This is a genomic window from Streptomyces sp. CB01635, assembly GCF_002803065.1.
GTDB lineage: Bacteria > Actinomycetota > Actinomycetes > Streptomycetales > Streptomycetaceae > Streptomyces.
This window is the reverse complement of record NZ_NNBL01000001.1, coordinates 1-19,421: the sequence shown is the minus strand read 5'-3', so window position 1 is coordinate 19,421 and position 19,421 is coordinate 1. Positions and strand designations below refer to the sequence as shown.

Annotated in this window: 12 protein-coding genes and 1 tRNA gene; 2 read left to right on the top strand and 11 right to left on the bottom strand. The window is 69.4% G+C overall.

Annotation, left to right across the window (positions count from 1 at the left end):
* Nucleotides 1-75: 75 nt before the first annotated feature.
* Nucleotides 76-852 carry an SDR family NAD(P)-dependent oxidoreductase gene (locus CG723_RS00070; RefSeq protein WP_100591072.1) on the top strand — a complete coding sequence of 259 codons (777 nt, stop codon included), beginning with the start codon at nucleotides 76-78 and terminating at the stop codon, nucleotides 850-852.
* Here CG723_RS00070 and CG723_RS47260 read toward each other — a convergent pair.
* The 9 genes from CG723_RS47260 to CG723_RS00025 form a co-directional block, all read right to left on the bottom strand.
* Nucleotides 800-1,135 (bottom strand): hypothetical protein, encoded by a 336-nt coding sequence (locus tag CG723_RS47260; RefSeq protein ID WP_100591741.1) that lies wholly within the window; start codon nucleotides 1,133-1,135, stop codon nucleotides 800-802. The genes CG723_RS00070 and CG723_RS47260 overlap by 53 nt on opposite strands.
* A gap of 421 nt (nucleotides 1,136-1,556) precedes the next feature.
* Nucleotides 1,557-1,931, bottom strand: a complete 375-nt coding sequence (locus CG723_RS00060) for a helix-turn-helix domain-containing protein (RefSeq protein WP_100591071.1) — start codon at nucleotides 1,929-1,931, stop codon at nucleotides 1,557-1,559.
* Nucleotides 1,932-2,040: 109 nt separating this feature from the next.
* Complete coding sequence (locus tag CG723_RS00055; protein ID WP_100591740.1) at nucleotides 2,041-2,637, bottom strand: CinA family protein; 597 nt, start codon at nucleotides 2,635-2,637, stop codon at nucleotides 2,041-2,043.
* A 53-nt stretch (nucleotides 2,638-2,690) separates the two neighbouring features.
* On the bottom strand, nucleotides 2,691-3,371 hold the full coding sequence (gene pgsA, locus CG723_RS00050) for a CDP-diacylglycerol--glycerol-3-phosphate 3-phosphatidyltransferase (RefSeq protein WP_100591070.1): 681 nt from the start codon (nucleotides 3,369-3,371) through the stop codon (nucleotides 2,691-2,693).
* A complete protein-coding gene (gene rimO, locus CG723_RS00045; protein ID WP_100591069.1) occupies nucleotides 3,368-4,828 on the bottom strand; it encodes a 30S ribosomal protein S12 methylthiotransferase RimO in 1,461 nt (486 codons plus the stop codon). The genes pgsA and rimO overlap by 4 nt, the downstream gene beginning before the upstream one ends.
* Before the next feature lie 78 nt (nucleotides 4,829-4,906).
* Nucleotides 4,907-5,785: a helix-turn-helix domain-containing protein gene (locus CG723_RS00040; protein WP_100591068.1), complete on the bottom strand. Its 879-nt coding sequence runs from the start codon at nucleotides 5,783-5,785 to the stop codon at nucleotides 4,907-4,909.
* A gap of 280 nt (nucleotides 5,786-6,065) precedes the next feature.
* Complete coding sequence (locus CG723_RS00035; protein WP_100591739.1) at nucleotides 6,066-8,837, bottom strand: DNA translocase FtsK; 2,772 nt, start codon at nucleotides 8,835-8,837, stop codon at nucleotides 6,066-6,068.
* Nucleotides 8,838-8,952: 115 nt separating this feature from the next.
* The gene (locus CG723_RS00030) at nucleotides 8,953-9,636 is read right to left on the bottom strand and encodes a response regulator (RefSeq protein WP_100591067.1); all 684 of its coding nucleotides are present in this window, start codon (nucleotides 9,634-9,636) and stop codon (nucleotides 8,953-8,955) included.
* Between the two features lie 274 nt (nucleotides 9,637-9,910).
* Nucleotides 9,911-15,424, bottom strand: coding sequence for a HAMP domain-containing protein (locus CG723_RS00025; RefSeq protein ID WP_100591066.1), 5,514 nt, complete (start codon nucleotides 15,422-15,424; stop codon nucleotides 9,911-9,913).
* 271 nt (nucleotides 15,425-15,695) lie between these two features.
* On the opposite strand from CG723_RS00025, the gene CG723_RS00015 reads away from it, so the two are divergent.
* On the top strand, nucleotides 15,696-18,374 hold the full coding sequence (locus CG723_RS00015; protein WP_234374060.1) for a SpoIIE family protein phosphatase: 2,679 nt from the start codon (nucleotides 15,696-15,698) through the stop codon (nucleotides 18,372-18,374).
* A 52-nt stretch (nucleotides 18,375-18,426) separates the two neighbouring features.
* Here CG723_RS00015 and CG723_RS00010 read toward each other — a convergent pair.
* Nucleotides 18,427-18,499: transfer RNA gene (locus tag CG723_RS00010), tRNA-Thr, on the bottom strand.
* 85 nt (nucleotides 18,500-18,584) lie between these two features.
* Nucleotides 18,585-19,247, bottom strand: coding sequence for a DegT/DnrJ/EryC1/StrS family aminotransferase (locus CG723_RS00005; RefSeq protein ID WP_199841645.1), 663 nt, complete (start codon nucleotides 19,245-19,247; stop codon nucleotides 18,585-18,587).
* Nucleotides 19,248-19,421: the final 174 nt, after the last annotated feature.

Genomic DNA, 19,421 nt, shown 5'->3' with positions numbered 1-19,421 from the left:
CCCGCTCCGCAGCCACACCAGATAGCCCGTACAAGCTAATTGACGACCCGTCAGAAATGCTCGTACGGTCCCCTCATGCCCGTCACCGCGTACGACCTCACCGGACGCACCGCATTCGTCACCGGCGCCGCGAGCGGCATCGGACGCGCTTCCGCCCTGCTCCTGGCCGACGCCGGAGCCACCGTGCACTGTGCCGACCGCGACGCGCAGGGCCTGCACGCGACGGAGACACTGATCAAGGCCAGGGGCGGCACGGCCCGCACCCACGCCCTCGACGTCGCGGACCGCACCCAGCTCGCCGAGGCGGTGGCCGCGGCCGTCGACACGACGGGCCGTCTCGACGTCATGGCCGCGATCGCCGGGATCATGCACAGCAGCACCGTCCTGGAGACCCGCGACGAGGACCTCGACCGCGTCCTAGGCATCAATTTCAAGGGGGTGCTGTACGCCTGCCAGGAGGCCGCCCGCGCCATGATCGCGACGGGCACTCACGGCAGCATCGTCACGATGGCGTCGGGCGCCGTGGACACCGGCGGCCCGGGACTGCTGTGCTACGGCGCCTCGAAGGCCGCGGTCGTCCAGCTGACGAAGACCCTGGCGACCGAGGTCGGCCCGCAGGGCATCCGGGTCAACGCGGTAGCGCCCGGCTGGATCCGTACGCCCATGACCGGCCGCCACGACGCGTCGGAGCAGTCGCACACCGAGGCTCTGATGGTCCGGATGTCCCCGCTGGGCCGCGTAGGCGAGGCGGACGACATCGCCCACGCCGTCCTGCACCTGGCGTCGGACGCGTCATCGTTCACGACGGGCCAGATCCTCCGCCCGAACGGCGGCGTCGCCATGCCCTGGTAAGCAGGCCGGCCCCAGCGAACCGCCTCGCCCTCATAGCCGCCCCATCGGCCCCCGTCGCCCCCACAGCCGTCCCAGAAGACCGCCCCGCCCCCACAGAAGTCCCGCCCCGCCTCACGGCCCCCACCGCCCTCGCGGCCCGGGCCTTGGGCACACAGTGCACCGGCAGCAGGCTCAGCCCCCACCCACCGGCCGCCACGGCTCCCTCGAACGCTCCCGCGTCCGGCGAGAAGGCGAGCCGCAGCAGGCCCCACCACCACAGCGCCCCGAAGGCCACGGCCGGTATCCAGCGCGCGTTCCGCCACACCCCGGCCGGTATTCCGCGCACGGTCCGCCACGCCACGGCCGCCACCTCCTGCCCGATGCCGGATCGGATCGAACCCGAACGCCGGCGCCACCCGGCGGCAGGGCGCTACGGAGGCGTTCCCGCACACCGAAGGCGCTCCCGCCCACGTCGAAATCCCCTTCACCATGGCACGAATGCCCTGATGCGGGCATGTCGAGCCCGCCTCGGCACCTCTGGCCCACCGCTCCAAGCACCCCGGCCCGCCCCTCATGACACCCCGTTCCCGCCACTCAGCCCCTCCCCTGACACACCGCTCCCACCACCCAGCCCCCTCGGCATGCAAAAGCCCCGGCCGATCTCCCGGCCGGGGCTTTCACACACTTATGAGTGACACCTGCACGAGGCGTCACGCCGCGCGAACTCACGCAGCGACGACGTCCACCGCTTCCGCAGGCGCCTTGATGGTCACCCGTTCCGGTGGGACACCGGCCACGGAGACAGAATTGAGCCGCGGGCGAACCGGTGCGGGCACCGGATCAGTAGCCGCTGCCGACTCGGCCAGCTCGGCGAGCGCGAGCTCGTCGCTCACCTCGCGCATGAGCTCGGACATCCGTACGTCAAGCGCGTCGCAAATAGCGGACAGCAGCTCGGAGGATGCCTCCTTCTGCCCCCGCTCCACCTCGGAGAGATAGCCGAGCGAGACTCGGGCGGACGAGGAGACTTCGCGCAGAGTACGGCCCTGGCGCTGGCGCTGCCGACGCAGCACGTCACCCAGCAGGCGACGGAGCAGAATCATCGGTGGCTCCCTCCTCGGACCGCGTAGCCGCATCCTTCACGCCCCACCGTACCGCCTTGCGCCGCGGCCGTGCGGGGAGCGATGTCGTGTTCACTCAGGGCTGTAAACATCAAAACCCCCCGTTCTGTTCCGTATCCTGTGCCCGCTCATTCTCTGCGCGTTCGCTCAAGAGCCGCTCAAGCAGCAGCTCAAGCACACTCCGTACACTCTTCATACGGATTTCCGAACGGTCGCCGTTCAACCGCAACGCGGCCACTTTCCGGCTACGAGCGAAACTGCCGGCCTGACCCCCGACCCCCTCAACCCCGGCGCCGGTTCCCGCGTCAGCCCCTCCGGAGCGTGCCTCGAAGGCCATGGAATCCCCCGGACCGGCGACGGCCACGAACACCGTCCCCACCGGCTGCCCGTCCTGCTCGTCGGGCCCGGCCACGCCTGTGGTCGCGATTCCCCAGTCCGCACCGAGGACCCTGCGCACCCCGGTCGCCATCTGCAGGGCGACCTCGGGATCCACTGCTCCTCGCTCGGCCAGGAGAGTGCCGTCGACGCCGAGGACGTCCCGTTTCAGCTCGGTCGCATACGAGGTCACGGACCCGCGGAAGACGCGCGAGGCACCCGGCACCGAAGTGATGTCGGCCGCCACGAGGCCGCCGGTGAGCGACTCGGCGACCGCGAGGGTCTCGCCGCGCTCGGTGAGCAGCCGGAGCACCACGGCGGCGGTGGCGAGGCCGTCCGCCCCGCCACCGCCGACCGCTCCGGACGTCACTGCTCCGCCGCCGCCTCACGTTCGTCGCGGGCGGCACGCTCGGCCGCCATGCCCTGCCGCCGCAGCACCACGGCCTGCTTCACGTAGTCGAGCCCGGTGAGCACGGTCAGCGCGACCGCCACCGCCATCACCCAGAACCGGAAGGTGGCCAGCGGCCCGGTCAGCGCCAGGACGTACATCCCGACCGCCGTGCCCTGTGCGAGGGTCTTCATCTTGCCGCCGCGGCTGGCCGGGATCACCCCGTACCGGATGACCCAGAAGCGCAGCAGGGTGATCCCGAGCTCACGCCCGAGGATCACTCCCGTCACCCACCAGGGGAGGTCGCCGAGGCTGGAGAGACAGATGAGGGCCGCCCCCATGATCGCCTTGTCGGCGATGGGGTCGGCGATCTTTCCGAAGTCCGTGACCAGGTTGTACGTGCGCGCCAGATGCCCGTCGAAGACGTCCGTGATCATGGCGACGGCGAAGGCCGCCCAGGCCCAGGCGCGCCAGACGGGGTCGTAGCCGCCGTCGGTGAGCAAGAGCACGACGAAACCCGGCACGAGGAGGAGCCGGACCATGGTCAGGATGTTCGCGATGTTCCACAGGCTGGCCTGGTTGACGGCCGCAGCGCCCAGTTTCCCGCCGGGCGCCGGCCTACCGGAACCGCCCGTAGCGGACGCCGGGACTCCGGTCATCTGCCCGCCTCCTCAGAACACCCGAGCGGCTCGGCTACCAGGTCCACGCCCTGGGTGCCGATCACCTTTGCCTCGACGATACGACCCACGCTCAGGCCCTCGCTGCTCGTGAGCAGCACCTGTCCGTCCGTCTCGGGCGCCTGGTGCTCTCCGCGCCCGACAGCGCCGTCCTCGTCGTCGATGGACTCGACGAGCACGTGGACCGATTCGCCGACGCGCTCGTCCGCGCGCTGCGAGACCAGTTCCTCGGCGAGCCGCGACACGCGCGCGAGGCGCTCGGCGACGACGTCCTCATCGAGCTTGTGCTCGTACGTCGCAGCTTCGGTGCCCTCCTCGTCGGAGTAGCCGAAGACGCCGATCGCGTCGAGGCGGGCGCCGGTGAGGAAGCGCTCCAGCTCGGCCAGGTCGGCCTCGCTCTCGCCGGGGAAGCCCACGATGAAGTTCGACCGGACACCGGCCTGCGGCGCCTTGTCCCGGATCGTGGAGAGCAGGTCGAGGAACCGGTCGGTGTCCCCGAAGCGCCGCATGGAGCGCAGCACGGCGGGCGCCGAGTGCTGGAACGAGAGATCGAAGTACGGGACGACCTTGTCGGTGCCCGTGAGGACGTCGATGAGGCCGGGGCGCATCTCGGCGGGCTGGAGGTAGCTGACGCGCACCCGCTCGATCCCTTCGACGGCGGCCAGCTCGGGCAGCAGCGTCTCCAGGAGTCGGATGTCGCCCAGGTCCTTGCCGTACGAGGTGTTGTTCTCGGAGACGAGCATGACCTCCTTGACGCCCTGTTCGGCGAGCCAGCGCGTCTCACCGAGGACGTCGCTGGGCCGGCGTGAGATGAAGGAGCCGCGGAAGGACGGGATGGCGCAGAACGAGCAGCGGCGGTCGCAGCCGGACGCCAGCTTCACCGAGGCGACGGGGTTCGTCCCGAGGCGGCGGCGCAGCGGGGCACGGGGGCCGGACGCGGGCGCGAGACCGTCGGGCAGGTCCACGGGGGCGTGCCCGGGAAGCGCCACCTCGGCGCCCGCGTCCTGCCGCTCGGCAGGGCTGATCGGCAGCAGCTTGCGCCGGTCGCGCGGGGTGTGGGAGGCGTGGATGCCGCCGTTGAGGATGGTCTGGAGCCGGTCGGAGATGTCCGCGTAGTCGTCGAAGCCGAGCACGCCGTCGGCCTCGGGGAGGGCTTCCGCCAGGTCCTTGCCGTACCGCTCGGCCATGCAGCCGACGGCCACGACGGCCTGGGTTCTGCCATGGCCCTTGAGGTCATTGGCTTCGAGAAGGGCGTCGACGGAGTCCTTCTTGGCGGCTTCGACGAAGCCACAGGTGTTGACGACAGCGACGTCTGCGGCCTCGGCGTCCTCGACGAGCTCCCAGCCGTCCGCCTCCAAGCGGCCTGCGAGCTCCTCCGAGTCCACCTCGTTACGGGCGCAGCCAAGAGTGACAAGGGCGACGGTACGGCGTTCGGGCATGGGCTCAAGACTACTTCGTCCCACCGACAGCCCCGCCCGCGAGGGTTACCCGGAGATCATCACCGGGCAACCTCCCGCTCATCCGACCTCGGGATCACCCTTGGTGTAGGTAAGGCGCTCGACCTGTCCGGGCTCGAACTCGTTGTCCACCTGCTTGCCGTTCACGTACAGCTGGATGGCGCCCGCGTCGCCGAGGACGAGGTCGACCTTCTGGTTGTCCTGGAAGGTCTTCGACTCACCCTGCTCGAGCAGGCCGTCGAACATGATCCGTCCGTTGTGGTCCTTCGCGGAGATCCAGCTGCGCCCGTCCGCCGCGTTGATCTTGACGGTGACCTTGTCGCGCGGTGCGGCCGCGATCGCGCTGTCCGTCGGGTCGGGCTTGGGGTCGGTGGGCTTGTTGGCCTTGGGGGTCTGCGTGGGCTTGGGCTTGCCGGTGGCCGGTGTCGCACCCTCGGCCGCCTGCTGCTTGGCACCGTCGTCGCTGCCGCCGAACGCGGTGAACCCGACGAAGCCGATCACCGCGACGATCGCGGCGACCATGGCCGCCGTCCAGTTCGGCCGGCGCGGCTCGGACCTGATCCGCTCGGCCTCGAACAGCGGAGCGGCCGGAGTCGGGGCGGGCCGCCCGCCGTGCTCGTCGGCGAACTGGGCGAGAAGCGGCTCGGGATCGATGCCCACGGCGCGCGCGATGGTCCGGATGTGACCGCGGGCGTAGACGTCGCCGCCGCACCGGGAGAAGTCGTCCTCCTCGATCGCGTGCACGATCGGGACACGCACCCGGGTGGACGTACTGACTTCGTCGACGGTCATCCCGGCGTCGACGCGCCCCTGACGGAGGACACGTCCGATCGAGGGACGGTCGTCCGCGGGCGTGGGCACCTGCTCGACGGCCGGCGGGGGCGTCGCGTGAAGGTCATCCGAAGGACGGTCGTCTTCAGGGGAGTTGCCGATGGACACGGGGGCGCCTTTCGAGCGTGTAACCACCTGCTGGAGGTTCAGTCTAGGGGGGGTACGAAAGGGTGGGGCAACCGGGCGGTCCGACTTTGTACGCCATCGGAATGGCCGGACACAACGGCCGGTCACCCCGATGCTGGGACACGTACCTGGCCCCTCCCCCAACTTGACGTACGAGGAGGGGAAACGGTTGCCTCACGCTCCCTTACGAGTGAGCGTCGATCGCGAGTGTGAGCCGTCCGTTCTTTCTGCGGGGGCGCGCGCTGTCCCTGCGACGCGCGCCTCAGGGTTGAGCCTCCCCGCGGATCACGGCGAGCACTCCATCCAGTTCGTCAGGCTTCACAAGAACGTCACGTGCCTTCGAACCCTCACTCGGGCCCACGATGTTCCGCGACTCCATGAGGTCCATGAGCCGCCCGGCCTTCGCGAAGCCGACGCGCAGCTTGCGCTGGAGCATCGACGTGGACCCGAATTGCGTGGAAACGACCAGCTCAGCGGCCTGGCACAGCAGGTCGAGGTCGTCGCCGATGTCCTCGTCGATCTCCTTCTTCTGCTTGGTCCCGACGGTGACGTCCTCCCGGAAGACGGGCGCCATCTGGTCCTTGCAGTGCTGGACGACGGCGTGGATCTCGTCCTCGGTGACGAACGCGCCCTGCATACGGGTGGGCTTGTTCGCGCCCATCGGGAGGAAGAGCCCGTCGCCCTTGCCGATCAGCTTCTCGGCGCCGGGCTGGTCGAGGATGACGCGGCTGTCGGCGAGCGAGGAGGTGGCGAAGGCGAGCCGGGAGGGGACGTTGGCCTTGATGAGGCCGGTGACGACGTCGACCGACGGCCGCTGGGTGGCGAGCACCAGGTGGATGCCGGCCGCGCGGGCGAGCTGCGTGATGCGCACGATCGAGTCCTCGACGTCCCGCGGCGCGACCATCATCAGGTCCGCGAGCTCGTCGACGATGACCAGCAGATACGGGTACGTCTTCAGCTCGCGTTCGCTGCCCTCCGGCGTCTTGAGCTTGCCGTCGCGGATCGCCTGGTTGAAGTCGTCGATGTGCCGGTATCCGAATGCCGCGAGGTCGTCGTAGCGCAGGTCCATCTCGCGCACGACCCACTGCAGCGCCTCGGCGGCCCGCTTGGGGTTGGTGATGATCGGCGTGATCAGGTGCGGGATGCCCTCGTACGCGGTGAGCTCGACGCGTTTGGGGTCGACGAGGACCATGCGCACGTCCTCGGGGGTCGCCCGGCACATGATCGAGGTGATCAGGCAGTTGATGCAGGAGGACTTTCCGGAGCCGGTGGCGCCGGCGACGAGGATGTGCGGCATCTTCGCCATGTTGGCCATGACGTAGCCGCCCTCGACGTCCTTGCCGAGCGCGACGAGCATCGGGTGGTCGTCCTCGGCCGCGTCGGCGAGGCGCAGCACGTCGCCCACGTTGACCATCTCGCGGTCGGTGTTCGGGATCTCGATGCCGACGGCTGACTTGCCGGGGATGGGCGAGATGATCCGGACGTCCGGGGACGCGACGGCGTAGGCGATGTTCTTCGCCAGCGCCGTGATCTTCTCGACCTTCACGGCGGGGCCGAGTTCGATCTCGTAGCGGGTGACCGTCGGGCCGCGCGTGAAGCCGGTGACGGTGGCGTCGACCTTGAACTCGGAGAAGACGTTCGACAGCGAGTCGACGACGGCGTCGTTGGCCGCGCTGCGCGACTTGCCGGGGCCGCCGCGCTCCAGGAGGTCGAGCGAGGGCAGCGAGTAGGTGATGTCGCCGGACAGCTGGAGCTGCTCGGCGCGCGGAGGGAGGTCGCGGGGGGCGTCAGGGGCCGACTTCGTCAGGTCGGGCACGCCGGCCTTGGCCGCCGCGGCCGCGGGCTCCGGGTCCGCCTCCTTGGTCTCCTTCACCGGGGTCTTCGCCCGCGCGGTCGGTACCGGCGCCGTGCGCTCCGGAGCGCTTTTCCGCTCCGTACCGACCCCCTGTGTCAGATCGGCGACGAGCGGCGACGGCGGCATGCCGTGCAGCACGGCCCCGTCGAGCGCTGCAGCGGCCGCCGCGGCCACGTCGACCGCGTCCATGGGCCGGGTCACGACGGGCTGCACAGGCGTGCGCCGGGGCCTGCGCCGCTTGGAGAGCGCCTCCTGCTCCGCCTGGTCGGGGTCGTACGCCTCCGGGTCCGCCGGGCGTCGCCTGGAGCGCGCGGGCAGGGACTCGCGCCACTGGTCGTCGTAGCGCTCGTCGTCGTCCGCCGCACCGTCGGCGCCGCGAAGGTCGCCCTCGGGGTCCGGATGGACGACGCCGAGTTTCACGCCGAGCAGCCGCAGCCGCTGCGGGATCGCGTTCACGGGCGTCGCGGTGACCACGAGCAGTCCGAAGACGGTGAGCAGGACGAGGAGCGGTACCGCGAGCACCTCCCCCATGGTGAAGCTCAGCGGGGTGGAGGCGCCCCAGCCGATGAGCCCTCCGGCGTCCCTTATGGCCTGCATGCCGTCGGTGCGGGCGGGCGAGCCGCAGGCGATGTGGACCTGGCCGAGCACGCCGATGACGAGCGCGGACAGGCCGATCACGATGCGCCCGTTGGCCTCGGGCTTCTCGGGGTGCCGGATGAGGCGTACGGCGATGCCGCCGAGCAGCAGCGGTACGAGCAGGTCGAGGCGGCCGAACGCGCCCGTGACGAGCATTTCGACGAGGTCGCCGACGGGTCCGCGCAGATTGGACCAGGTGCCCGCCGCGACGATCAGCGCCAGGCCGAGGAGCAGGAGTGCGAGGCCGTCCTTGCGGTGTGCCGGGTCGAGCCCCTTGGCGCCACGTCCTATGCCGCGGAACATCGCGCCCACACTGTGCGCGACGCCGAGCCAGAGCGCGCGCGCGAGCCGGTACACGCCCCCGGTGGGGCTGGGCGCCGGCTTGGGCGCGGGCTTCTTCGCCGCGGCTTTCCTCGGGGGCGCCTTCTTGGCCGCGGGCTTCTTCGCGGCCACCTTCTTGGCAGGGGCCTTCTTCGCCGGGGCCTTGGTCGGCGCGGCCGCCCTCTTTGCGGGCGACTTCTTGGCTGCGGGACGTGAGGCCATGGGTGTGAGGTTACCGGTGGAGACCACCACGGACACGTGTGCCTACTGCTTCACCCGTCCGTGTCGCGGATCGGTGTGCCCGGAGGTGACGCTTCCTCAAAAGGTGGGCTGCTGCTCAGTTCTGCGAGGGAAGTGACGGTGCGCCGCTTCCCGTGCCGGGCTCCAGGGCGTCAAGAGCGCGGCGCAGTCCGGTGAGTTTGCGCTCGAGATGCGCTGCCGTGGCGACCGCGGCGGCGTCCGCCGAGTCGTCGTCGAGCTGCTTCGAGAGCGCCTCGGCCTGCTCCTCAACGGCCGCGAGCCGCGCGGAGAGTTCGGCCAGCAGCCCGGCCGGCTCCTTGGGGCCGCCGACGTCGGACTTCCCGCCGCCCTCGAGCTGGAGCCGCAGCAGGGCTGCCTGCTCCCGCAGTTGGCAGTTCTTCATGTACAGCTCGACGAAGACCGAGACCTTCGCGCGCAGGACCCACGGGTCGAACGGCTTCGAGATGTAGTCCACCGCACCGGCCGCGTACCCACGGAACGTGTGGTGCGGGCCGTGGTTGATGGCAGTGAGGAAGATGATCGGGATGTCGCGTGTCCGCTCACGGCGCTTGATGTGCGCCGCGGTTTCGAAACCGTCCATTCCCGGCATCTGAACATCCAGCAGAATGACCGCGAAATCGTCCGTGAGTAGCGCTTTGAGTGCTTCCTCCCCGGACGATGCCCGCACCAGTGTCTGATCGAGCGCGGAGAGGATGGCCTCCAGCGCCAGCAGATTCTCCGGCCGGTCATCGACCAGGAGGATCTTGGCCTTCTGCACCATGGCCCGCCCTCCTCGCCCCGGCATGGGGCCGCCCCTGTCCGCAGGACTTGGGACGGCTCCGGAAGCCGCCCCAGAGGGCGACTCCCTTGCGTCGCCCGTCCTTGTGCCGGTCATGGTAGCCGCACCCCGCCTGTCGCCACACCCTGTCACCGCGATGTCACTGTGCACGTAGCACAAACGCAGTGGGAGACCAGAAGGTTCCCCGAATACCGCACTTCTACACGGCTTCGGCCACACTCAGTCAACAACTGCTCAGTAACGCACACCTACCCGGTCACTCCCCGCGCATCCACTGCTCCATCACCGTAAGCAGGTGATCCGGATCGACCGGCTTCGTGACGTAGTCGGAGGCCCCGGACTCGATGGCCTTCTCCCTGTCGCCCTTCATCGCCTTCGCCGTGAGCGCGATGATCGGCAGCCCGGCGAACTGCGGCATCCTGCGGATCGCCGTCGTCGTCGCGTAGCCGTCCATCTCCGGCATCATGATGTCCATCAGGACGACCGTCACGTCGTCGTGCTGTTCGAGGACCTCGATCCCCTCCCGGCCGTTCTCGGCGTACAGCACGGACAGACCGTGCTGCTCCAGGACGCTGGTGAGCGCGAAGACGTTACGGATGTCGTCGTCGACGATGAGCACTTTCTCGCCACCGAAGAGGAACGTGCGTCGCTCCTGCGGCGCCCCTTCCTGTCCGGTCCCCGCCCACTGCTCCTGGGCACGGTCCTGCGAGGGTGCCACCGGTGCCTGCTGCTCGGGCTGTCCCGGCAGCGCCGGCCGCTGTTCGGGCGCGGCCACCTGCTTGCGGCGCCGCCTGAAGAGCGCGGCGGGACCGTGCTGGGTGTCCTGGTACGACCTGACCTCCGGCGGCATCGACGCCTCGGTCGGCATGGCACCCTCCATCGGCACGGCGTACATCCCCGGCTCGATGGACGGAGCGAGCTGCGGGTAGCCCTGCGGCGGCAGTTCGCTCGCGTGCAGCGGCATGTACAGCGTGAACGTGGAACCACGGCCCGGCTCGCTCTGCGCGTGGATCTCACCGCCGAGGAGCCGCGCGATCTCACGGCTGATGGACAGGCCGAGACCCGTACCGCCGTACTTGCGGCTCGTCGTCCCGTCGGCCTGCTTGAACGCCTCGAAGATCACCCGCATCTTGCTGGCCGCGATGCCGATGCCGGTGTCGGTCACGGAGAAGGCGATCAGGTCGCCGTCCGCCTCCCGCAGGGAGCCCGCCTCGAGGAGCTGCTCACGGATGGCGTTGGGCACGTCCGCGCCCGCCGGCCTGATGACCAGTTCGACGGCTCCGGAGTCGGTGAACTTGACCGCGTTGGACAGCAGGTTGCGCAGCACCTGGAGCAGGCGCTGTTCGTCCGTGTGGAGCGTCGCGGGCAGTTCGGGAGAGACCCGTACGGAGAAGTCGAGGCCCTTCTCGGCGGTCAGCGGGCGGAAAGTGGCCTCTACGTAGTCGACGAGTTGCACCAGAGCGATGCGGGTCGGCGACACGTCCATCTTGCCCGCCTCGACCTTCGACAGGTCGAGGATGTCGTTGATCAGCTGGAGCAGGTCGGAGCCGGCGCCATGGATCGTCTCGGCGAACTCGACCTGCTTCGGGGTCAGGTTCGAGTCCGCGTTGTCGGCGAGCAACTTGGCCAGAATCAGCAGGGAGTTGAGCGGCGTACGCAGCTCGTGCGACATGTTCGCCAGGAACTCGGACTTGTACCGCATGGAGACCGCGAGCTGCTCGGCGCGCTCCTCCAGGACCTGCCTGGCCTCTTCGATCTCGGTGTTTTTGACCTCGATGTCGCGGTTCTGCTGGGCGAGCAGCTCGGCCTTCTCCTCCAGCTCCGCGTTGGACGCCTGGAGCGCCTTCTGCCGGTTCTCCAACTCGGCGGAACGCTCGCGCAGTTGCTCGGTGAGCTCCTGCGACTGCTTGAGCAGCACCTCCGTCTTCGTATTGACGGAAATGGTGTTCACGCTCGTCGCGATCATCTCGGCGATCTGGTTCAGGAAGTCCTTCTGGATCTGCGTGAACGGCTGGAACGTCGCCAGCTCGATCACACCGAGGACCGTCCCCTCGAAGAGCACCGGCAGCACGATGACATGTGCGGGCGGCGCCTCCCCGAGCCCGGAAGCGATCTTCAGATAGCCCTGCGGCACGTTCTCCACGAGGATCGCGCGCCTCTCCTGGGCCGCGGTCCCGATCAGCGTCTCACCGGGCCGGAAGGACGTCGGCATGGACCCCATCGAGTAGCCGTAACTGCCGAGCATGCGCAGCTCGTACGCGTCCTCGGGCGCGCCACCGGCCTCGGCCTCGTCCGTCGGCAGCGCCAGGAAGAACGCGCCGTGCTGGGCGGAGACGACCGGCGTCAGCTCGCTCATGATCAGCGAGGCCACGTCCTCGAGGTCGCGGCGGCCCTGCATGAGGCCGGAGATGCGCGCCAGGTTGCCCTTCAGCCAGTCCTGCTCCTCGTTGGCGATCGTGGTGTCGCGCAGGTTGGAGATCATCTTGTTGATGTTGTCCTGGAGGACCTGGATCTCGCCCGCCGCGTCGACGTCGATCTTGAGGTTCAGGTCGCCGCGGGTCACCGCCGTGGCGACGGCCGCGATGGCGCGCACCTGACGGGTCAGGTTCCCGGCCATCTCGTTCACGGACTCGGTCAGGTCGCGCCAGGTGCCGTCGACGTCGCGCACGCGCGCCTGGCCGCCCAGCTGGCCCTCCGTACCCACCTCACGGGCGACACGGGTCACCTGCTCGGCGAACGACGACAGCTGGTCGACCATCGTGTTGATGGTCGTCTTGAGTTCGAGGATCTCGCCGCGGGCGTCGATGTCGATCTTCTTGGTCAGGTCGCCCTTGGCGATGGCGGTCGTGACCATCGCGATGTTGCGGACCTGTCCGGTCAGGTTCGACGCCATGCCGTTCACGGACTCGGTGAGGTCCTTCCACGTACCGGAGACTCCCGGTACGCGGGCCTGCCCGCCGAGGATGCCGTCGGTGCCCACCTCGCGGGCCACCCGGGTCACCTGGTCGGCGAACGAACTCAGCGTCGTCACCATGGTGTTGACCGTGTCGGCGAGCTGCGCGACCTCACCGCGCGCCTCGACCGTGACCTTCTTGGTGAGGTCTCCGTTGGCGACGGCCGTCGCGACCTGCGAGATGTTGCGCACCTGGCTGGTCAGGTTGTTGGCCATCAGGTTGACGTTGTCGCTGAGGTCCTTCCAGATGCCCGTGACGCCCCGAACGCGCGCCTGGCCGCCCAGCTGGCCCTCCGTACCCACCTCACGGGCCACGCGGGTCACCTGCTCGGCGAACGACGACAGCTGGTCCACCATCGTGTTGACGGTCGTGACGAGTTCGAGGATCTCGCCCTTCGCGTCGACGGTGATCTTCTTGGACAGGTCGCCCCGCGCGACGGCCGTGGTGACCTCGGCGATGTTGCGCACCTGAAGGGTCAGGTTGTTGGCCATGCCGTTCACGGACTGCGTGAGGTCCTTCCAGGTGCCGGAGACACCCTGGACCTCGGCCTGCCCGCCGAGGATGCCCTCCGTACCCACCTCGCGGGAGACCCGCGTGACCTGCTCGGCGAAGTTCGAGAGCTGGTCCACCATCGTGTTGAGGGTGTTCTTCAGCTCCAGGATCTCGCCGCGCGCGTCCACGTCGATCTTCTGCGACAGGTCACCGCGCGCCACCGCCGTGGCGACCTGCGCGATGTTGCGCACCTGGGCGGTGAGGTTGCCGGCCATGCCGTTCACGGAGTCGGTCAGGTCGCGCCACACACCGGCGACGCCGGGCACCTGCGCCTGCCCGCCGAGCCGGCCCTCCGTACCCACCTCACGGGCCACCCGGGTCACCTGGTCGGCGAACGCGGAGAGCTGGTCGACCATCGTGTTGATGGTGTTCTTGAGTTCGAGGATCTCGCCGCGCGCGTCCACGTCGATCTTCTGCGACAGATCACCCCGCGCCACCGCCGTGGTCACCTGTGCGATCTGGCGCACCTGCGAAGTCAGGTTCCCCGCCATGAAGTTGACGGAGTCGGTGAGTTCCTTCCAGGTGCCGGACACGCCGTCCACGCGCGCCTGACCGCCAAGCCGGCCCTCGGTGCCCACGTCGCGCGCCATGCGCGTCACCTGGTCGGCGAACGAGGACAGCTGGTCCACCATCGTGTTCACGGTGTTCTTCAGCTGGAGCATCTCGCCGGACACGTCGACGGTGACCTTCTGCGACAGGTCGCCGTTGGCCACCGCCGTCGTCACCTGCGCGATGTTGCGGACCTGGCCCGTCAGGTTGCGGAAGGCGGTGTTGACGGAGTCCGTCAGGTCCTTCCACGTACCGGCCGCGCCCTGGACGTGCGCCTGGCCGCCCAGCTCACCCTCGACACCGATCTCCCGCGCCACGCGCGTGACTTCCGAGCCGAACGCGGAGAGCTGATCGACCATCGTGTTGACGGTGTTCTTCAGTTCGAGCATCTCGCCGGCGACATCGACGGTCACCTTCTGCGAGAGATCACCGTTCGCCACCGCCGTCGTGACGGTCGCGATGTCGCGCACCTGAGTGGTCAGATTCCGGAAGACCGTGTTCACCGAATCGGTGAGGTCCTTCCACGTTCCCGCCGCACCCGGCACATTCGCCTGGCCGCCGAGCTGCCCTTCCGCACCGACCTCGTTGGCCACGCGCGTGACCTCGTCGGCGAACGTGCGCAGCGTCTCGGTCATCTGGTTGATCGTCTCGGCGAGTTGGGCGACCTCGCCGCGTGCCGACACCGTCACCTTCTGCGACAGATCACCGTTGGCGACCGCCGTCGTGACCTGCGCGATCCCACGCACCTGGGCCGTCAGGTTGCCGGCCATAAGATTTACGGAATCGGTGAGGTCCTTCCACACACCCGCCACACCCGGCACCTGCGCCTGACCGCCGAGCTCGCCCTCCGTGCCCACCTCGCGGGCCACCCGGGTCACTTCGGACGAGAAGGACGACAGCTGGTCCACCATCGTGTTGACGGTGTTCTTCAGCTCGAGCATCTCGCCCGCGACGTGAACCGTGACCTTCCGGGACAGATCGCCCTTCGCCACCGCGGTCGTCACGAGAGCAATGTCACGCACCTGAGCTGTCAGCCGGTACGCCATGGTGTTGACCGAATCCGTGAGATCCTTCCACGAACCAGACATACCGCGCACCCGGGCCTGACCGCCCAGCTTTCCCTCCGTGCCCACCTCACTGGCCACCCGTGTGACCTCGTCGGTGAACGTCGACAGCTGGTCCACCAGGTTGTTGACGGTGCGCCCGACCTTGAGGAACTCGCCCCGCAGCGGATGGCCATTGCCGTCCGGCACCTGCGAGCGCAGCTCCATGCGCGGCGACAGATCGCCCTCCGCGACCGCCGTGAGCACCCGTCCGACCTCGGAGACCGGGCGTACGAGGTCGTCGACCAGGGCGTTCGAGGCGTTGATCGCCGCGGCCCACGAGCCCTCACAGGCGCCCGTCTCGAGCCGTTCAGTGAGCTTTCCCTCACGCCCGACCATCCGCCGCACCCGCGACAGCTCGCCGGTGAGGTGCAGATTCCGGTCCGCGACCTCGTTGAAGACCGCCGCGATCTCGGTCATGAGGCCGTCGCCCGACACCGTGAGCCGCTTGCGGAAGTTGCCGTCCCGCATCGCCACAAGCCCGGCGAGCAGTCTGTTCAGGGCAGCGGTGTCCACCGCTGTGGTCCCATTGCGCGGTTTACGCTGTTTCGCCAGGGACTGTCCGCCCTTTGCGCGCGTATTCGTGCCTCGCGACGCTGCGCCAGACTCCACTGTGTCCCTCCCGCAAGGGTCGGCCGTACTGCTCGGATTGCTCGGGTTCTCTTCGGAAGCCTGCCCAGTGTTTCACCATGGCAGAACCAGGCCATAACAGTTCGGCAGCTTCGCACACCGTCCGCACACCCTCCGGGCGGAAACACTCGCGACCGGCATCCGCATGGACGGCGAAGGTAAGTAACCTTGCATGCGGCTGTCCACCCACCCCGGTCCGCCCGGCCAGGGCGGTGGCACGAGGACGACGGGCATCGGAGGGGGCGGCCGCGCCATGAGTTCGGGAGACATGGGCGTCGAGACTTGTACGACTGATACAGGGAGTTCTGTGATCACCGCGCGCGCGGCTGCCACCTTCGACCCCGTCGGGCGGTCCGTCGCGACCGCCCGCGCCTTTGTGCGCGACACCCTCCAGGGGTGGGGCTTCCCCGACATCATCGACGACGCGGTCGTCCTGACCAGCGAGCTCGTGACGAACGCCGTGGTGCACGCCGGCACCTCCGCGGAGGTCCTGTGCCTGCGCACCGACGACGGCGTACGCATCGAGGTCGCCGACCGCTACCCGGAACGCGAGATCCCGCTCCAGCAGGCCGCGATCAACATGGGCAGCCCCGACCGCGAGGGCGGCCGCGGCCTCCAGCTCTGCGCCGCCCTCGCCACCCGCTGGGGCGTCGACTACACGCCGACGCACAAACTCGTCTGGTTCCAACTCGCCCTTCCCCAGCGTTCGGTAGGCACCCGCACCGCGGGCCCCGCGCTCCCCACCGACCTCCTTCCGCTGGCCGACGGCAGAGTCCGGGTCGCCGTCGTCCAGATCGACCGCACGGGAGCCGTCGCCGCCTGGAGCGAGGACGCGGAGCACCTGTTCGGATATGTCGCCGAACAGGTCGTCGGCAAACCCCTCACCGACTTCGCGGCCTGGCCGCACACCCCCGGCACGAGCACGGGGATCGCCGACGCGCTGCAGTTCTCGCGCTGGGAGGGCAGTTACGGCATCCGCGGCGCCAACGGCCGCGTGACGCCCGTCTACGCGTCCCACCTCCGCGTCCGCGACGCCGACGGCGATCCCTCCACGGTCTGCCTCCTCGTACGCGACCACGAGCGCGCCGTCCTCCAGACCCCGCTGCGCGGCCAGACCACCTCGGAGAGCGGGACTCTGTCCGAGGGCAACGCGTCCGACCCGTTCCAGGTCTTCATCGGCTCACCCGCCCCCGACGACCTCGACGGCCTGCTCCAGCGCACGGTCGAACGCGCCCGCGACATGCTCGACGGCGACTCCGCCTTCCTGCTGCTCGCGACGGACGACGAGACCGAACTGGAGGTCCGCGCCTCCACAGGCCTGCCCTCGGCCCGCCAGCGCTTCGCCCGCGTCCCCGTGGAGGTGGGCCCCGGCCGCTACGGCTCGGCCCGCATGCCGGCCGTCCACGAGGACCTCACGGTCGTCCCCGGCGCCGTCCCGCTCCTCAACGGAACAGGCATGCGCTCGGTCGTCACGGTCCCGCTCAAGGTCGAGGGCCGCCTCACCGGCTCCCTCGGCGTCGCAGCCGAGGCACCCGACCGGTACTCGAACGAGGAGGCACTGCGCCTCCAGTTCGCTGCCGACCGCATCGCACTGGCCGTCGAGTCGGCCCGCCTCGGCGAGCTCGAAAAGCTCCGCCGCGGCTCCCTCAGCTTCCTCGTCGAGGCCTCCGACCTCCTCGCCGGCACCCTCGACCGCGACCAGACCCTGGCCCTGATGGCCCAGATGACGGTCCCGACGCTCGCCACCTGGTGCGCCGTCTACACGATCGCCGACCAGTCCTCGGAGCCGTACCTCTCGTACGTCCTGCACGAGGACGAGGAGCGCATCGACGGCCTCAAGGCGCTCCTCTCCAAGATCGCCCCGCCCGACCCGGTCCCCACTCCCGGAGCCCGCGTCTGGGCGGCGCCCGCCGAGGCGGCCCACCAGGCGGCTCTACGGACGTCCAAGCGCAGCCTCGGCCTCGGCGCACCGACGAGCGTCAGCTCGGGCATCGGCACGACCCTCGCGACGGCCTCCGCGGTCGGCGGCGAGACGGTCGTTCTCCCCCTGGTCGCCCGCAACCGCGTCATCGGCATGCTCACGCTCGGCAAGCCGTCCGACGAACACTTCCGCCAGGAAATCCTGGAACTGGCCGAGGACTTGAGCCGCCGTGCCGCGCTCGCCCTGGACAACGCGCGCCTCTACTCGGAGCGCATGGCCATCAGCCAGTCCCTCCAGCGAAGCCTGCTCCCACCGGAGCTCCCGCACATCCCGGGCGTCGAGGTAGAGGTCATCTACCGCGCGGCCGGCGAGGGCAACGAGGTGGGCGGCGACTTCTACGACCTGTTCCCGATCCGCGACGGCGCCTACGGCTTCGCCATCGGCGACGTCTGCGGTACGGGACCCGAGGCCGCGGCAGTGACCGGCCTGGCCCGTCACGCCCTGCGTCTCCTGGCCCGCGAGGGCTTCGGCGGCCCCGCGGTCCTGGAGCGTCTGAACGCCGCGATCCTCGACGAGGGCGCCCGCAGCCGCTTCCTCACGCTCCTCTACGGCGAGTTGTGGCCGCAGGAGGACGGCTCGGCGGTCCTGAAGATGGTTTGCGCCGGCCACCCGCTCCCCCTGCGCCTGCGCCAGGACGGCACGGTCGAACCGTACGCGGAGCCGCAGCCGCTCCTCGGCGTCATGGAGGACCTGGAGCTCTACGAGCAGACGATGACGCTCGACCCGGGCGACGTCCTCCTCTGCGTCACGGACGGCATCACCGAGCGCCGCGAAGGCACCCGCATGCTCGGCGACGACGGCCTGGCGGACGTCCTGACGACCTGTACGGGCCTGACGGCCGGCGCCGTGGCGGCCCGCATCATGCGCGCGGTCGAGCGTTTCGCGTCTGACGCCCCTTCGGATGACATGGCCATCCTGACGATGCGTGTCCCGGAACTCCAGAAGGACTGAGAGCCCCAACGCAAAAGGCCCCCGCCCGAAAGGGCGGAGGCCTTTATGTCTGAGCCCCCAAGCGGAATCGAACCGCTGACCTTCTCCTTACCATGGAGACGCTCTACCGACTGAGCTATAGGGGCCTGTTGCTTTCCCGGGCTTTCCCCCGCAGCAACGGAATTAAGCATACCCGAACTTCAGCTCGGTTCGAACCGCCCCGCCTGCGCGTCAGAAAGCAGGCTGCAGCAGCCCGCCGAGCGCATTGCATGCGGAGACGACCTTCTGCAGCTCGCGCCGCGACAGCGTGGCACTGACGGGCAGCGCAAGAGTCTCGTCGGCGGCCCGCTCGGTCTCCGGCAGCGCGACGTCACGCCGGAACCGCGGCAACCGGTGCACGGGCGTCTTCACCGGCACGCGACACTCAATTCCCCTGGCCCGCACGGCATGCGCGAACGCGTCACGGTCGGGCCGCCCGTTGCCGGGCACCCGGACGACGTACTGCTGGTAGGTGTGCCGCTCACTCCCGGCGGGTGTCCGTACGCCGCTGAGCCGCGCGTTCAGATAGCCGGCGTGCGCCCGCCGCTCGGCGAGCCCGTCGTGCGGCTGCTCCGACTCGCCCTGCTCCAGGACGAGCAGCCCGCGCCGCCCACCGATCTGCCGAAGCCGCGCCACATCGGCCGGCTGCCCGAAGCGGTGTACGGCGATGATCGCCGCGGTGTGTGCGCTGACGCCGGCCTCGACCGAAGCGGGGGCGAGGCAGTATGTGTCCGGGTCTATGTCCGCGAACACGGGCCTGGCTCCCGCCAGTTCGACGGCCTCCGCGACCTCGACGTTTCCGTAGGCGGGCACGATGACCTCGTCACCGGTTCCGATACCGGCGGCCCTCAGCATTGCAACTGTCCCCATGACACGGGATGTTGGCTGCGCAACGTGAACGCCAAGTGACGCAAAACAAAAAAGAGCTGGTCCCTGAACCGAAGTTCGGGGACCAGCTCTATAAAAGGAGTTCGGCGGCGTCCTACTCTCCCACAGGGTCCCCCCTGCAGTACCATCGGCGCTGTGAGG

What these genes read in the sequence shown, in the direction of transcription:
- pgsA (WP_100591070.1), bottom strand. Translation starts at nt 3,371, where the DNA reads ATGACCGGAGTCCCGGCGTCCGCTACGGGCGGTTCCGGTAGGCCGGCG.
- CG723_RS00015 (WP_234374060.1), top strand. Translation starts at nt 15,696, where the DNA reads ATGAGTTCGGGAGACATGGGCGTCGAGACTTGTACGACTGATACAGGG.
- CG723_RS00060 (WP_100591071.1), bottom strand. Translation starts at nt 1,931, where the DNA reads ATGATTCTGCTCCGTCGCCTGCTGGGTGACGTGCTGCGTCGGCAGCGC.
- CG723_RS00030 (WP_100591067.1), bottom strand. Translation starts at nt 9,636, where the DNA reads ATGGTGCAGAAGGCCAAGATCCTCCTGGTCGATGACCGGCCGGAGAAT.
- CG723_RS00005 (WP_199841645.1), bottom strand. Translation starts at nt 19,247, where the DNA reads ATGCTGAGGGCCGCCGGTATCGGAACCGGTGACGAGGTCATCGTGCCC.
- CG723_RS00035 (WP_100591739.1), bottom strand. Translation starts at nt 8,837, where the DNA reads ATGGCCTCACGTCCCGCAGCCAAGAAGTCGCCCGCAAAGAGGGCGGCC.
- rimO (WP_100591069.1), bottom strand. Translation starts at nt 4,828, where the DNA reads ATGCCCGAACGCCGTACCGTCGCCCTTGTCACTCTTGGCTGCGCCCGT.
- CG723_RS00070 (WP_100591072.1), top strand. Translation starts at nt 76, where the DNA reads ATGCCCGTCACCGCGTACGACCTCACCGGACGCACCGCATTCGTCACC.